General features: G+C 59.5%; 9 protein-coding genes. 8 read left to right on the plus strand and 1 reads right to left on the minus strand.

Annotated features, from left to right (window positions below; genetic code table 11):
- Positions 1–71: 71 nt before the first annotated feature.
- Positions 72–3,011 (minus strand): TonB-dependent receptor domain-containing protein, encoded by a 2,940-nt coding sequence (locus F3J08_RS06770; RefSeq protein ID WP_240149178.1) that lies wholly within the window; start codon positions 3,009–3,011, stop codon positions 72–74.
- A 300-nt stretch (positions 3,012–3,311) separates the two neighbouring features.
- On the opposite strand from F3J08_RS06770, the gene edd reads away from it, so the two are divergent.
- The 8 genes from edd to F3J08_RS06810 all read left to right on the plus strand — a co-directional run bounded on the left by edd (position 3,312) and on the right by F3J08_RS06810 (position 13,602).
- Positions 3,312–5,300, plus strand: a complete 1,989-nt coding sequence (edd, locus tag F3J08_RS06775; RefSeq protein ID WP_166928894.1) for a phosphogluconate dehydratase — start codon at positions 3,312–3,314, stop codon at positions 5,298–5,300.
- Positions 5,200–5,790 (plus strand): bifunctional 4-hydroxy-2-oxoglutarate aldolase/2-dehydro-3-deoxy-phosphogluconate aldolase, encoded by a 591-nt coding sequence (gene eda, locus F3J08_RS06780; RefSeq protein ID WP_166929015.1) that lies wholly within the window; start codon positions 5,200–5,202, stop codon positions 5,788–5,790. Before edd ends, eda begins: the two co-directional genes overlap by 101 nt.
- A gap of 358 nt (positions 5,791–6,148) precedes the next feature.
- Positions 6,149–7,708 (plus strand): MFS transporter, encoded by a 1,560-nt coding sequence (locus tag F3J08_RS06785; RefSeq protein ID WP_122039415.1) that lies wholly within the window; start codon positions 6,149–6,151, stop codon positions 7,706–7,708.
- 3 nt (positions 7,709–7,711) lie between these two features.
- Complete coding sequence (locus F3J08_RS06790; RefSeq protein WP_166928895.1) at positions 7,712–8,806, plus strand: HlyD family secretion protein; 1,095 nt, start codon at positions 7,712–7,714, stop codon at positions 8,804–8,806.
- Entirely contained in the window at positions 8,803–10,278 is a 1,476-nt protein-coding gene (locus tag F3J08_RS06795) for an efflux transporter outer membrane subunit (RefSeq protein WP_166928896.1), read from the plus strand. The genes F3J08_RS06790 and F3J08_RS06795 overlap by 4 nt, the downstream gene beginning before the upstream one ends.
- Before the next feature lie 254 nt (positions 10,279–10,532).
- Positions 10,533–11,093, plus strand: a complete 561-nt coding sequence (locus F3J08_RS06800; protein ID WP_166928897.1) for a metal-dependent hydrolase — start codon at positions 10,533–10,535, stop codon at positions 11,091–11,093.
- Positions 11,094–11,148: 55 nt separating this feature from the next.
- Positions 11,149–12,729 carry a bifunctional phosphoribosylaminoimidazolecarboxamide formyltransferase/IMP cyclohydrolase gene (gene purH / locus F3J08_RS06805; protein WP_166928898.1) on the plus strand — a complete coding sequence of 527 codons (1,581 nt, stop codon included), beginning with the start codon at positions 11,149–11,151 and terminating at the stop codon, positions 12,727–12,729.
- 126 nt (positions 12,730–12,855) lie between these two features.
- Positions 12,856–13,602, plus strand: coding sequence for a hypothetical protein (locus F3J08_RS06810; RefSeq protein ID WP_166928899.1), 747 nt, complete (start codon positions 12,856–12,858; stop codon positions 13,600–13,602).
- Positions 13,603–13,633: the final 31 nt, after the last annotated feature.

The raw sequence follows: 13,633 nt of genomic DNA on the forward strand, positions 1-13,633 counted from the left end.
GAGATATCGCACAAAAAAACCCGGCACCTTGAGATGCCGGGTCAATAGCCTGTTATGTTTGCCAGAAAGGATCAGAAATTGACCCCGGCCTGGACGAACACGTTACGGCCCATGAAGAGATTGCCGTACTGGTAAACGTTGCTGTTCGAGCCACCATCAACGACGTAGGGGGGCTTCTTGTCGAACAGGTTGCGCACGCCTGTCTGGAAGTTCCAGCGGTTCAGCTGATAGGCCAGCGTGATGTCATGCGTGAAGATGCCTGGTGTCTTGTAACGACCAACGGTGCCCTTCACGAGGTCCTGAGACTGGTTGTTCCAGACCATGCCGCCCGTGTAGCTCATCATATAGATGAAGCTGAAATCGTCATGACGCCATGTTGCCGTCGCGTAGTCACGCACGCGGGGCTGACCTGTGCTGTTGTTGTACAGCAGGCGGCCATCATAATTGTACCACTGACCACCCGGCACATATTGCTGCTGGTAGCTGACCAGCTGCTGGAAATTGTTGCTCAGGTTCAGGCGATCATGCCGCGTGATACGGAAGGTATAGTCCAGATCGAAGTCGATACCGCTCGTATGCAGGCCACCAAGGTTTTCATACATGGCGGTGGCAGTCTGGATCTGCTGGGTCTGGGCGTTACGCACGATTGCCGAGCAATAGCCGGTGTTTGCGCCGGTATAGCACTGATCAAGCAGATACTGCGTCCCGATAACGCTGATCATGTTCTTGAGCGTGTAGTGCCAGTACTCGACCGAGAGCGAGAGGCCCGGCACCCAGTGCGGCGTCAGCACCGTACCGAATGTGTAGGTGCGACCCGTCTCGGGCTTGACCTGGGCGTTGCCCCCCTGAAGGGTCGGCACCTGCGACGAGTTGCGCATCTCAAACCCTGGGCCGATGCCCTGGCGAGCGCATGTGGCGGCAACCGTCGGAGAAGACGCACCATAGCTGCCCATCTGCGAGCAGGGATCATAGGCGGTTTCGTAGCTCAGCTGCTGACCACCGAAGAGCTCGAAGATGTTGGGCTGACGGTAGGACGTGCCCAGGGTTCCGCGGAAACGGATATCGCGGTTTGGCGCCCAGTTGATCGCAACCTTCCAGTTCTTCGCTGCACCGAAGGTATTGTACGACGAATAACGGCCCTGTGCGTCGATCGTCAGATCCTTGGCCAGGAAGGCATTCTTCAGCAGGTTCAGCTTGCCTTCAAGATAGCCTTCGGAAACGTTGAAGCCACCACCGGTATAGGCCTGGGTGTTGGTCAGCGTGAGGCCCTGTGCCACTAGCGGGTCGGGGCTGTCGCTCATCTGCTCGCTGCGATGTTCCATGCCGAGAGCGATACCGAGCTCGCCACCGTTCTTCCAGGGCATCGAAACGACGTGGTTGTTATGCACACGGAAGTTAGTGTCGCGGAACTGGTACTGAATGTTCTCGACTGTGGTATAGTTGGTGTAGGCAGCGCCCTGCGGCGTCAGCTTGCCAAACGGTGAGGAGAGCTCACAGCCTGCCGATGCCTGACATACACTCGGATCATAGACGAGGCTTGTGTCCGGGTTGCCAGGATCGGTTGCGCGCAGACCCCAGGTGTTGAGCAGATTGGCATAATTGCCAATGTTCAGGCTGCGGACGTTCTCACGGTTAACACCATAGGTATAGGATGCATCATACATCCACCCATGGGTGATCTCGCCCTTCGCACCGAACATGCCGGTCACGGTATCTGAGGCGCGCTCGTAACGGCGGGGGCCCCATTCACCCATGCGACGATAGACGGTCGTATCTTCACCAAAGGGGTTGCCGGGATAATTGCCCGGAACATTGACGGTATTCGCAAGGGTGCTGGGCGGTATCGAGCCGGACATGGGCTCGGGTGCCATGAAGCTGTTCGTCGTACGGTGGCTGTAAAGCACGTTCGCATAGACTGTCAGGTGCTTGTTCACATCGTAATGTGCATCACCCGAGAGCGACGAATCCTGATAGTTGTTGGTCAGGCTGGAATCGCGATTGAAGGGATAGCGATCTGCCTTTGTGAACGGCACAACCGTCTGGCCATTGTCGTGGGTCGTGTAGCTCGCGCCGTCGCCACTGGCGGGATAGAATACGCCGTTCGTGCTGTAGGAGGAGCCGTAGGTCGGCTGGCCTGAAACCGGGTTTGTCAGCGCCACGGGGTTTGCCCAGGCGCGGTTGCGCTGCATCACACCGGTTGAGGTCAGGTACTGACCGAACAGGGTGATGTTGCCCTTGCCATGGTCGAAGTTCCAGCCCTTGAACGCTGAGAGCATGCCCTCGGGCGCGTCGCCATATTGCGAGATGCTGCCGCGCATCGTGATGTTACCGGTGTTCACGTCGTGACGCATCTTGATGTTGATGACGCCCGACACGGCATCGGCACCGTAGAGTTCAGAACCGCCATCCTTCAGGATTTCCACGCCAGCCACCTGCTGAAGCGGAATGGCGTTGAGATCGACGCAGTTCGAGTTGCCATTGATGGTCGTGCGCTTGCCGTCGATCAGCACGAGAACGCGGTTGGTGCCGAGGTTGCGCAGATCGGTACAGGACACACCGCCGCCGCCATTGGTGACAGCGTTTGTCGTGGCACTGGAGCCGACGGAAGGCAGGCGGGCAAAGAAATCACCAAGGTTGTTCACACCCGTCTGGGCGATCTGCTTGGAGGTGATGATCTGCACCGGGTTTGCGTTGGTGTTGTTCGACGTGCTGAGCGCCGAGCCAACCACCGTGATGCTTTCATTGCCAGCCGGGGCCGGGCTGGAAAGCGACGTCAGGCTGCTGCGACGTGCGCTGACCGGCGCTGCCGTTGTTACAGCTGCGGAGGGCACTAGGGTTCCTGCGGCGGCCTGGTGAGCCGGGGTACGCATGGTGCGCTTGCTGCTCTTGTGGCTGGCCTTGTGAGGCGTAGCGGCCGTTGTGGCAGCTTTTGCCGAGATGCTGGCGCCAGCGAGGATCGTCGCACCAAGCAGCATTGAAGCGCGGCAGAGGCGTATGCGGGAAATGGCCATTGGTCACTTTCGCGAAAGGAATTGAAGGCGGAAGGAACGCCGAATTGGCGCCGCAAATGGCACATGGTGATCGAGGGTTTCAATGTCGTAATGTAGTGTCACCCCTCGTCATTGTGACATTTCCATTGCGATGTGTTCCTGATGCAACAGCTTGTTGCATGATTGTTGTTAGGAAGTTGCAAAATTAGCAACCGATAGGAAATCTTATTGCTGGGGCACCCTTGACGCGTCGATCACGGAAACTTTACAACGGCGCAGCTCGCGAAAACGCGAGCACGAAACAGCTTCCAGCGAGCCGCCATGACCGTTCATCCCGTCGTTGCTTCCGTCACCGAGCGCATTATCGAGCGCTCCGCCGTGTCGCGGCGTCGCTATCTCGCCCTCATGGAGCGAAACCGTCAGAAAGGGATCTCGCGCCCACGCCTCGCCTGCGGCAATCTGGCTCATGCCCTTGCGGCGTCGGGTGAGGACAAGGCGCGCCTCATGCGTGGGGGCGGGGTGAATCTGGGTGTTGTCACCAGCTACAACGACATGCTTTCGGCGCATCAGCCCTACGCACGTTATCCGGACCAGATGCGCCTTTTCGCGCGTGAGAAGGGGGCAACGCTGCAGGTGGCCGGCGGTGTGCCGGCCATGTGCGACGGCGTTACGCAGGGGCAGGAGGGTATGGAACTCTCTCTGCTGTCGCGGGACAACATTGCCATGGGGACGGCCATTGGCCTGAGTCACGGCATGTTCGAGGGCGTGGCGCTTCTTGGCATATGCGACAAGATCGTGCCCGGTCTGCTGATGGGCGCGTTGCGTTTTGGCCATCTGCCCGCGCTTCTTGTTCCGGCTGGCCCCATGACGTCGGGGCTGCCGAACAAGGAAAAGCAGCGCGTGCGGCAGCTCTATGCCGAAGGAAAGGTAGACTCGAGCGCCCTGATGGAGGCCGAGGCTGCCTCCTATCACAGTGCCGGAACCTGCACCTTCTATGGCACGGCCAACACCAATCAGATGATGGTGGAGATGATGGGCCTGATGTTGCCTGACTCTGCTTTCTGGAACCCCAGTACCCGCATCCGTCAGGCGCTCAACCGCAAGGCAGTGCATCGCCTTATCGAGATCTCACAGCCAGGCTCGGATCATCGCCCCCTCGCGCAGATGGTGGATGAAAAGGCGATCGTGAATGCGGCGGTCGGTCTACTGGCCACGGGTGGTTCAACCAATCACGCCATCCACCTGCCCGCCATTGCGCGTGCTGCAGGTATCTGCATCGACTGGAGCGATCTTGATGCGCTCTCCGGGGCCGTGCCGCTGCTCACGCGGGCTTATCCCAATGGTTCGGCTGATGTGAATGCCATGCAGGAGGCCGGAGGACTGCCGACACTGATTGCAGCGTTGAGCGAGGCCGGGATGCTGCACCAGGACATCCTGACAGTCTCGAAGGGTGGCTATGCGGATTACGCCTGCCGTGCCCGACTGGAGGGAGAGGCCCTGCTGTACAGTGCAGCGCGTGCGTCATCCGATCGCAGCGTGCTGCGCGATACACGCGAGCCGTTCCGTCAGGATGGCGGGATGCGTCTGGTTCAGGGCAGTCTCGGCCGTGGCATTTACAAGACGAGTGCCGTCGATGATGACCGCCAGACCATCGAGGCACCGGCTGCAGTGTTTCACCGTCAGGAAGATGTCATCGCCGCTTTCAAGGCAGGCAAGCTGAACCGCGATGTCATTGTGGTGGTCCGTTTTCAGGGACCGGATGCAAACGGCATGCCCGAGTTGCATCGCCTGACGCCCACTCTGGCAGTCCTGCAGGACAAGGGCTATCGCGTGGCGTTGCTCACGGATGGTCGCATGTCTGGCGCAAGCGGGAAGGTGCCAGCCGCCATCCATATCTGCCCAGAGGCCCAATCCGGCGGGCCTATTGCCCTGATCGAGGATGGCGACATACTGCGCATTTGCGCCCGACGCGGGCAGATCGAGGCGCTGGTCGAGCCCGCCATCTGGCAGGCGCGTCAACCCGCCTTGCCGCCCTTGCCCGGACTGGGTACGGGGCGCGAACTCTTTACACTGATGCGCAGCCGGTCCGATACGGCGGAGAAAGGGGGCTCAGCCATGCTTGCCGCTCTCGAAGACACGATGGACCTTCACGCTGCCGAACTCGACAAGGAATTTTTCGATGCTCGACACGACTCTGCTCGACTCGGTCATGACGCGTTGTCCGGTCATTCCGGTGCTGGTCATACCGGACCTGTCCCTGGCCCGGCCGATCGCGCAGGCGCTGGTCGCGGGCGGGTTGACCACGCTTGAGGTAACGCTGCGCACCGAGTGCGCACTCGATGCCATCAGGGAAATGTCCAAGGTTGAAGGCGCTCATGTCGGTGCAGGCACGGTGCTGAACGGTGACGATCTGGCACGTGCGGTCGATGCGGGCTCGCAGTTCATCGTGAGCCCCGGTCTGACGCCAGAAGTGGCCGCCGCCGCCCAGCGTCACGATGTACCGCTCCTGCCGGGCGTGGCCAATGCCGGTGACATCATGCGTGGGCTCGACCTTGGACTGAGCCGATTCAAGTTCTTCCCCGCCATGGCTAATGGGGGGCTGCCCGCGCTCAAGGCGCTTGCCGCCGTGTTCGGCAAGGCTCGTTTCTGCCCCACCGGTGGGATCACAGAAGACAATGCCAGTGCGTGGCTTGCCGAACCCGCTGTCACATGCGTCGGCGGTTCATGGCTAACGGCCGGTCCTTTCAATGCTGCTGAGATCGAGGCGCGAGCCCGCAAAGCTGCGCAAATGGCGGGCTGACGGGAGGCGGGTAGAGGACCTGAACGCCTCTGCCCAGCCGTTCCGGGCATGGTGATATGTACCATCCGATCTTCCGTGCCGCCTGACGTATATGTCCTTGGCAAAAACGAAAGCTTGTATGTTGACCCGCGATGGAAATCCGCCACGTCGACCCTAACCCGTGTTATCGAGCGCTCGCAGCGATGACGCGACGATCAACCAGTATCGTGCCTGTTGATCTATTTCCAACAAGCGGATGATCACTGTAACTCAAAATTTAATATCGGGATCATTGCCAAACTGAAGTCTTTTGTCTGATAGACAAAGCCATGCAAGCTCCAGATTTTTGCCCGGATCTCGGCGGCGTCAAGCAGCATTCATGACAAAGCAGGGGCGATCCTATTTCGGGTTGGCCGGCGTGATCGTGCTTGCGATGACGACCGAACTCAACGAGCAGGTCTCGTCGCAATCCCTCCCCGATATATTGGGCGGGTTGGGTATCAGTCATGACCCCGGCACATGGTTCAACAGCCTTTATCTCTCCGCCGAAGTCATGGGCATGTCGCTCGCGCCGTGGATGGCCCTTACTTTCGGCGTGCGCCGGTTTTCCGTTGTGGTTGCAGCTATCGCCAGCTTGTCGGCAGCCTGCATTCCCTTCAATCACAATCTGACGCTCCTTTATGGCTTGCGCCTGATAGAGGGGCTGGCCGGTGGCTTTGCTGTGCCGTTGCTGCTGCTGGTGGCCCTGCGTGTGCTGGCACCGCCCGTTAGGCTTTATGGTTTGGCGGCCTATTCGCTAACGGCGACTTTCTTCCCGAATCTCAGTACTGCCTTGGCCGGCTTATGGACCGATCTGGTCGATTGGCGCTTCGTATTCTGGCAGGCTGTGCCATTCGGCAGTCTCGCAATATCGCTTCTATGGTATGGCATCGCGCCCGAAGAGCCGAACTACAAACGTTTCCGGGATTTTGACTGGAGAGGGGCGCTGCTGATCTTGTTCGGGTTCGGAGCGCTGTCGACCATGCTTCAGCAGGGAGACCGGCTGGACTGGTTCAACTCCCCCGCGATCTGCGTCATGGCGCTTATATCCGGCGTCTGTATACCGCTTCTGGTTGTCAATGAGTGGGAGCAACGTACGCCGCTCTTTCGTTTTCAGCTCCTCGGTCGTCGCAACTTCGCTTACGGTGCAACGACATTGCTGATCTTTCTTGTCGTTTCGCTGGCGTCGTCAACGCTTCCGGCAACATTCCTGCAGGAAGTCGCCGGTTATCGTCCCGAGCAGATCTATCCCGTGACGCTTGAGATCGCCTGTATCCAGCTCGTCATGCTGCCGCTTATGGCGGTGGTGCTAAACAGCAAGGCCGTGGATAGCCGGGTGGTCAGCCTGCTGGGCATGTGTCTGATCTGTATGGCGTGTATCGGTGACAGCTTTCTGACCGTTGGATGGAACCGGAACGAGTTCTATCTCTGGCAGATCTTCATGGGGGCCGGCGAAGCGATGATCGTCATGCCGCTTTTGATGATGTCCACGAATTCGCTCGTGCCTGCCGAGGGGCCATATGCGGCGGCAATGGTCAATACGCCGCGCGCCGTGTCTCAGGCCATTGGTGTCTGGATGCTCCAGCTGATCCATCGCTGGCGCGGGGGGCTTCATTCGAACCGCCTTACCGACCGTATCGGCGTTGATCGGTATCGCACGTTCCAGGCGAACAGCATTCCATTGCAACGACCCGCGCCGCTCCTGCCGGATGGAACTCCGCGTAGCGCTGACGCTTTGCCCACTTTCAAGTACCAGCTGGCCCATCAGACAACTGTGCTGGAACTGTCTGATGCTTACCTTATCATCGCCGGGATAACTGTGTTTCTGATGGCATGGGTCATCTTGTTGCCACAGCGCACCTATCCTCCACGTCTCATGTTCGTAAAGAAAAAAACCTGAATCATGGCCTCAGACGACCAGAAAAGCAGTCCTGCCACGTGGCCATTCCTTGTGACCGGTTTCATCCTCGTGGTGTTTTGCGGGATTATTCTTGCGATCATTTTTGTGCCTAATCGCAAGGTCTGGACCAATGATGCCTATGTGACGGCTCACTATGCAACCATTGCCCCCCGTGTGCCGGGGCAGGTGGTCCAGGTTCTGGTTGACGACAATCAAAGCGTAAAGGCCGGGCAGGTATTGGCGCGGTTGGACCCGCGGGATTACGAGACAACCTTGGCGCGCAGTCGTGCCCAGCTTGCCCAGGACGAGGCGCTCGTGCTGGACGCTGAAGCTGCGGTGGATCGTCAGCCAAGCATGATTGAGGAGAGCAAGGCGGAAGCCGGCAGGATTGAGGCGCAACTGGTCTATGCGAGGCAGAACGCGCAGCGTTATCACAATCTCGCTCAAACGGGTGCGGGCTCAGCACAGGAGCGTCAGCTCACCGATGCTTCGATGCGCGAAATGGAAGCCAATCTTCGCAGCATGAAGGCGCGCATCACAGCGGCAGAAGACGAAGTGCCAATTCTCAAAGCCCGGCATGAGGCGGCACTGAGGAAGCTCAAGATTGACCACGCCATCGTGCGACAGGATGAGCTCAATCTTTCCTATACCGAGATCCGTGCGCTGTTCGACGGGATGGTTGGCGAAAAAACGGTTCAGGCAGGAAATTATGTTTCGCCCGGTACCGCTCTGATGGCCCTCGTACCCATGGATCAGCTCTGGGTCATGGCCAATTATCGTGAGCTTGCGCTGCGCCATATGCGTCCTGGACAGCATGCCCGTATCCATGTCGATGCGTATGACGTGGATCTCGACGGCATCGTTGACAGTATTCCCCCGGCTTCCGGTGCCGCCTTCGCGCCGATCGCCCCGGAAAATGCCACGGGAAATTTCACCAAGATCGTCCAGCGCCTCCCGGTGAAGATTGTCGTGGCGCCCAACCAGCCCCTCGCCAAGCTGCTGCGCATGGGCTTTTCTGTTGAGACGACGGTCGATACCCGTCTCGAAAATGTCGTGGATGAGCAGCGGCATAGCGCGAACGGGATTACCGCACGATGAGAATGATCAGACGGGTGGCCATTCTGCGCGGCGGGACATCGTTGTGCTGCCTCATAAGTGCGCTGACAGCGTGCACGATGGGGCCGGATTTCCAGCGGCCGGATGTGATCTCGCCCTCCCGGTTCGGGACTGAGCCGCAGGATGTTGCAGGGACAACCTATGGCGGTCCTGTTGATGTCGCCTGGTGGAAACAATTCAATGACCCGGAACTCAACCACCTTATTGATCGGCTGGCAGTACAGAACATCGACCTGCAACGTGGGATGCAACGTATTGCCGAAGCCCGGTCACAAACGCGTATCGCTGCCTCGCAGGGATTGCCAAGCCTGAACTGGGCTGGGTCCTATACCCGCACCCATCAGAGCGAGACGGGGTTTATCTCACTTGTTCAGCCGCGCAATGGCGCGCCCAATGAATATGACTTCTTCCAGAATACGCTCGGCGCATCGTGGGATCTGGATCTGTTTGGGCAGATACGCCGCGCTGTCGAAGCCCAGCACGCGGCGCAGGAGGCTGCAGCCGAGGCACGCCATGGCCTTGCCCTGAGTACGATCGCGTCACTGGTTGACAGCTATATGCAGCTCCGCGGCGTGCAGGATCAGATCGCGATTACCGAGCGGCATATGGCTGTGTCCGATCATGATCTGGCCCTTGTGCAGTCGCGTTTTGGCAATGGCGCTGCGACCACACTCGATCTGGCGCAGGCCCGCACGGAGCAGGCCAATACAGCCTCGGCGCTTCCGACCCTGCGCAACTCTGAAAGTGCGCTGATCAATGCCATTGGTCTGCTTCTGGACGAGCCGCCAAGAAGCCTTGCACAGGAACTGGCCCAACGTGATGGCACGATGCCGATCATTGTTCCTGCTGCGCCGATCGGTTTGCCTTCGGCCCTGGTGCGCAGGCGTCCCGATATCCGCGAAGCTGAGGCCAGGCTTCATATGGCGACAGCCGGTGTCGGGGTCGCTATCGCCGCGTTTTACCCGGATATCACCCTGACAGGTCAAATGGGGACACAGACCCTGTCCGCGGCAAATTTTTTCTCTCTGCCATCCCGGCAGTTTGCGACGGGACCGACCTTGTCAGTGCCACTCTTCGAGGGTGGACGCCTGCGCGGGACGTTGGCCCTCCGGCGGGCTGAACAGAAAGACGCGGCGCTCTCCTTTCATCAGACAGTGACGACGGCCTGGAACGAAGTTGATAACGCGCTCACGGCTTACGCCCAGACGCAGAAACGCCTCGTCCAGACCAAAACGGCCTGGCAAGAGAGCCGAAAGGCAGTCGAGGTGGCTCAGCAGCGATACCGCGAGGGAGCGGTCGATTTCTTGCAAGTCGATGCGGCGGAAGCAACAGCACTGGCCGCGGAAGCGAGTTTCTCGGCAAATCGTATCCAGATTGCTACGGCATTCGTGTCGCTTTATCGAGCTTTGGGTGGAGGTTGGGAGTATCCGACCTTCTCAAATGAAAAGACGTAAAAACTTATTGTTATCATGGAAAGCTGGGACGCGGGCTTAACACCTCTCTAGCTAATACGTGGCGCCAACAGTCCTGTATAACCCTCTATTTTTGCACTTTATTCCCCTTGGTCGGCAGGGGATTCGTCTCAAGGGCCGAAATCCCGGCTGCTCTCACCGAATGCGGACATACGTTTGGCGGAGACTTCCCGGCTCATGACTTCTTTAGAATCATAGGGATAGACGACAACGCTCAGGTGATGTCATAAGGCCGCATGAATGGACGTTCTCATATCGTTCTGGGCCTAGCTTGCGTCGTAACAGCTGCGGCGGCTGGCTATGTGCCGTTCTCCGTGGCCTCTCTGGGAATGGGTGCGCTGGGTAGCCTGATGCCCGATATCGATACGGAGCGATCCATGATCGGGTGTCGGTTGCCACGGCTTTCGCGCCTGATTTCACGTCGCCTGGGTCATCGGACTGTCACCCACTCGCTCGCGGTTCCGTTGCTTCTCGCCTTGGCATTCACCTATTTTCTAGGGACACAAAGCGTTCACACAGCCTTGGGAAGTTTCCTGATCGGCTATATCAGCCATATCGCGGGCGACCTAGTGACGGGTGGTTGCTGGGCACTCTACCCATTATCCCGAAACAGGCTCTCGCTGTGGCCTTACGCCAAAGTGGGCAGTCTGCGCGAGTATCTGGTCCTGATTGCCACACTCGGCTTGCTGGGCAGTGTGACTTACCATTTTCTGTCGCGCCAAATGCCGCCGACCGGGCATCGTGTATTCGTTGCGCCTTATGCGGCCAAACCGCGTCACATGGCTTTTATTGCTTAAAATAGCTCGGACGCCTATGAGCACCTCTTGAAATTCAGCCATTCCGGAGCCCGTCATGACCTCTCCCGATCGCCTGCCCGTCCGCCGGGCGCTTCTTTCCGTCTCAGACAAGACCGGTCTGATCGATCTGGGCAAGGCGCTGGTCGCACATGGCGCGCAGCTTCTCTCGACGGGCGGATCGGCCAAGGCCCTGCGTGATGCCGGACTGCCCGTGACGGACGTGTCAGATCACACGGGCTTTCCCGAAATTCTGGATGGTCGCGTGAAGACGCTGGTACCGCAGATCCATGGCGGTATTCTTGGCCGTCGCGATCTGGACTCTCACAAGGCCCAGATGGCTGAACACAATATTGCGCCGATCGACCTCGTGTGCGTCAACCTCTACCCGTTTGCCGCGACCGTTGCGTCGGGGGCGGGCCCTGAGGACTGCATCGAGAATATCGATATTGGTGGCCCTGCCATGATCCGCGCAGCAGCCAAGAATCATGACCATGTCGTGATCCTGACAGAGCCCGCACAATATGATGCGCTCAAGGCATCGCTCGATGCGGGCGGTTCCACCCTGGCCGAGCGCACGGCCTGGGCAGGTGCCGCCTATGCCCATACGGGTGCCTATGATGCGATGATTGCCACCTGGTTTGCGGGCCAGCGCGGCGACGCCCTGCCAGAAACCATGACGCTGAGTGGCACGCGTCGTGAATCCCTGCGTTACGGTGAGAACCCTCATCAGCAGGCCGCTTTTTATGTCACCGGTGAGAAGCGTTTCGGTATCGCGACGGCAACGCAGATTCAGGGCAAGGCGCTCAGCTATAACAACCTGAACGACACGGATGCGGCTTTTGAGGCTGTTGCCGAGTTCGACAAGCCGAGCGTGGTGATCGTCAAGCACGCCAATCCCTGCGGTGTGGCCAGCGCCGAGACGCTCGAGGCGGCATGGAAAGCTGCACTCAAATGTGACCCCGTTTCGGCCTTCGGCGGCATCGTCGCGCTGAACCGTACACTCGATGAGGCGACAGCCGAGCAGATTGCCACGATCTTCACCGAGGTGATTGTGGCCCCTGATGCCACCGAAGGCGCGCGCGCGGCGCTAAGCCGCAAGAAGAATCTGCGCCTGCTCCTGACAGGTGGCGTGCCTTCCGCCACGGCTGAGGGCATGACCTTCAAATCGGTTGCAGGCGGCTTCCTGGCACAGAGCCGTGATGCCGGTCAGGTGACCGAAGCCGATCTGCGTGTCGTGACCAAGCGGGCACCGACCGACGCTGAAATGGCCGATCTGCTTTTTGCTTTCCGCGTTGCCAAGCACGTGAAATCCAATGCCGTGATCTACGCCAAGGATCGCGCCACGGTCGGCATCGGAGCCGGGCAGATGTCACGCGTCGACTCAGCGCGTATCGCGGCGCGCAAGAGTCTCGACGCAGCCGAAGCTGCAGGTGAGACAGTGGCACTGACAGAAGGGTCGGTCGCGGCGTCTGACGCGTTCTTCCCCTTCGCTGACGGCCTTGAGAGCGTGATTGCAGCCGGTGCCATCGCCGTTATCCAGCCGGGCGGTTCCATTCGCGACCAGGAAGTGATCGATGCTGCCGATGCAGCTGGCATTGCCATGGTATTCACCGGTATGCGCCATTTCCGTCATTGAAACTAGTCTGCGTTGTCGCTTTCCCGATTGCCCGGTGCCTCGGACTGAAGTCGCACCGGGTAACGGGGCGTCAATCAGTCGGTTGTGAAAGACAGGGCTGAGATAGCTCTCACGGAGGGGGGAAACATGAAGATCAGAACCGGTTTGCTGGCAGGGCTTGTTGCTGCGTTGGTGGTTGCGCCTGCTGGACGTGCCGCTGCTCAGCCTGCCATTTCAGGGGATACGATGCCTCAGGGGACCATGTCGCAGGCAGTTCCCGGCTCACTCCCGGCGGGATGTGTTTTCGATCTGACAAGTCTCCCCCGTTTTTCTGGAAAGATAGATCGCCTGCTGCCGGGCACGCAGGGTGATGCCGTGGGTGCCTTGCTCAAGGATGGCACCGAAATCGAAATGCCCCCCGGTCTGGCCGCGCAGGATCACCACATGCGTGCGGGGGCGACCATTACCGTTCGCGGGCTTGCCGCTCCATCGCTTCGTCTTGTTCGGGCCTTTGCGCTGAGCAACGGGCAGGAGCTTTGTGCCTCGCCCATGCCGGAGCTCGTGACGGCAGCGCCCCCCGCCAGCACGCAGGGCCGGATCGCGCGGCTGCTGCATGACGGTGATGGAGCACTGAACGGGGCCTTGCTCGATAATGGCACCGTGCTGCGTGTGCCTGCCTCCGGTGCCCGTACCTCTTTCCTGCGTCTCGGGGCGCCGATCTATGCCGAGGGTTACGGCTATCAGACCGCCTATGGCAAGCTTGTCGTGGCAAGGCGTCTTGGGCCTGACAGGCTGCAGGCTATTCATGTTTCAGATGAACCGCTCGTCCCGCGCGGCGCTCCGCCGGGATCGGCGGGTTACGATCAGATCGAGGCGCCCGGAGGCACTGAATAAGGTCCCCTCAGCGGTTCAGCTTATGTCTCGA

The organism is Asaia sp. As-1742 (assembly GCF_011753235.1).
Classification (GTDB): Bacteria; Pseudomonadota; Alphaproteobacteria; order Acetobacterales; family Acetobacteraceae; genus Asaia; species Asaia bogorensis_B.

Coding starts and splice junctions, on each gene's coding strand:
- purH (WP_166928898.1), top strand. CDS start 11,149: ATGACCTCTCCCGATCGCCTGCCCGTCCGCCGGGCGCTTCTTTCCGTC.
- F3J08_RS06790 (WP_166928895.1), top strand. CDS start 7,712: ATGGCCTCAGACGACCAGAAAAGCAGTCCTGCCACGTGGCCATTCCTT.
- F3J08_RS06785 (WP_122039415.1), top strand. CDS start 6,149: ATGACAAAGCAGGGGCGATCCTATTTCGGGTTGGCCGGCGTGATCGTG.
- F3J08_RS06770 (WP_240149178.1), bottom strand. CDS start 3,011: ATGGCCATTTCCCGCATACGCCTCTGCCGCGCTTCAATGCTGCTTGGT.
- F3J08_RS06795 (WP_166928896.1), top strand. CDS start 8,803: ATGAGAATGATCAGACGGGTGGCCATTCTGCGCGGCGGGACATCGTTG.
- eda (WP_166929015.1), top strand. CDS start 5,200: ATGACGCGTTGTCCGGTCATTCCGGTGCTGGTCATACCGGACCTGTCC.
- F3J08_RS06800 (WP_166928897.1), top strand. CDS start 10,533: ATGAATGGACGTTCTCATATCGTTCTGGGCCTAGCTTGCGTCGTAACA.
- F3J08_RS06810 (WP_166928899.1), top strand. CDS start 12,856: ATGAAGATCAGAACCGGTTTGCTGGCAGGGCTTGTTGCTGCGTTGGTG.
- edd (WP_166928894.1), top strand. CDS start 3,312: ATGACCGTTCATCCCGTCGTTGCTTCCGTCACCGAGCGCATTATCGAG.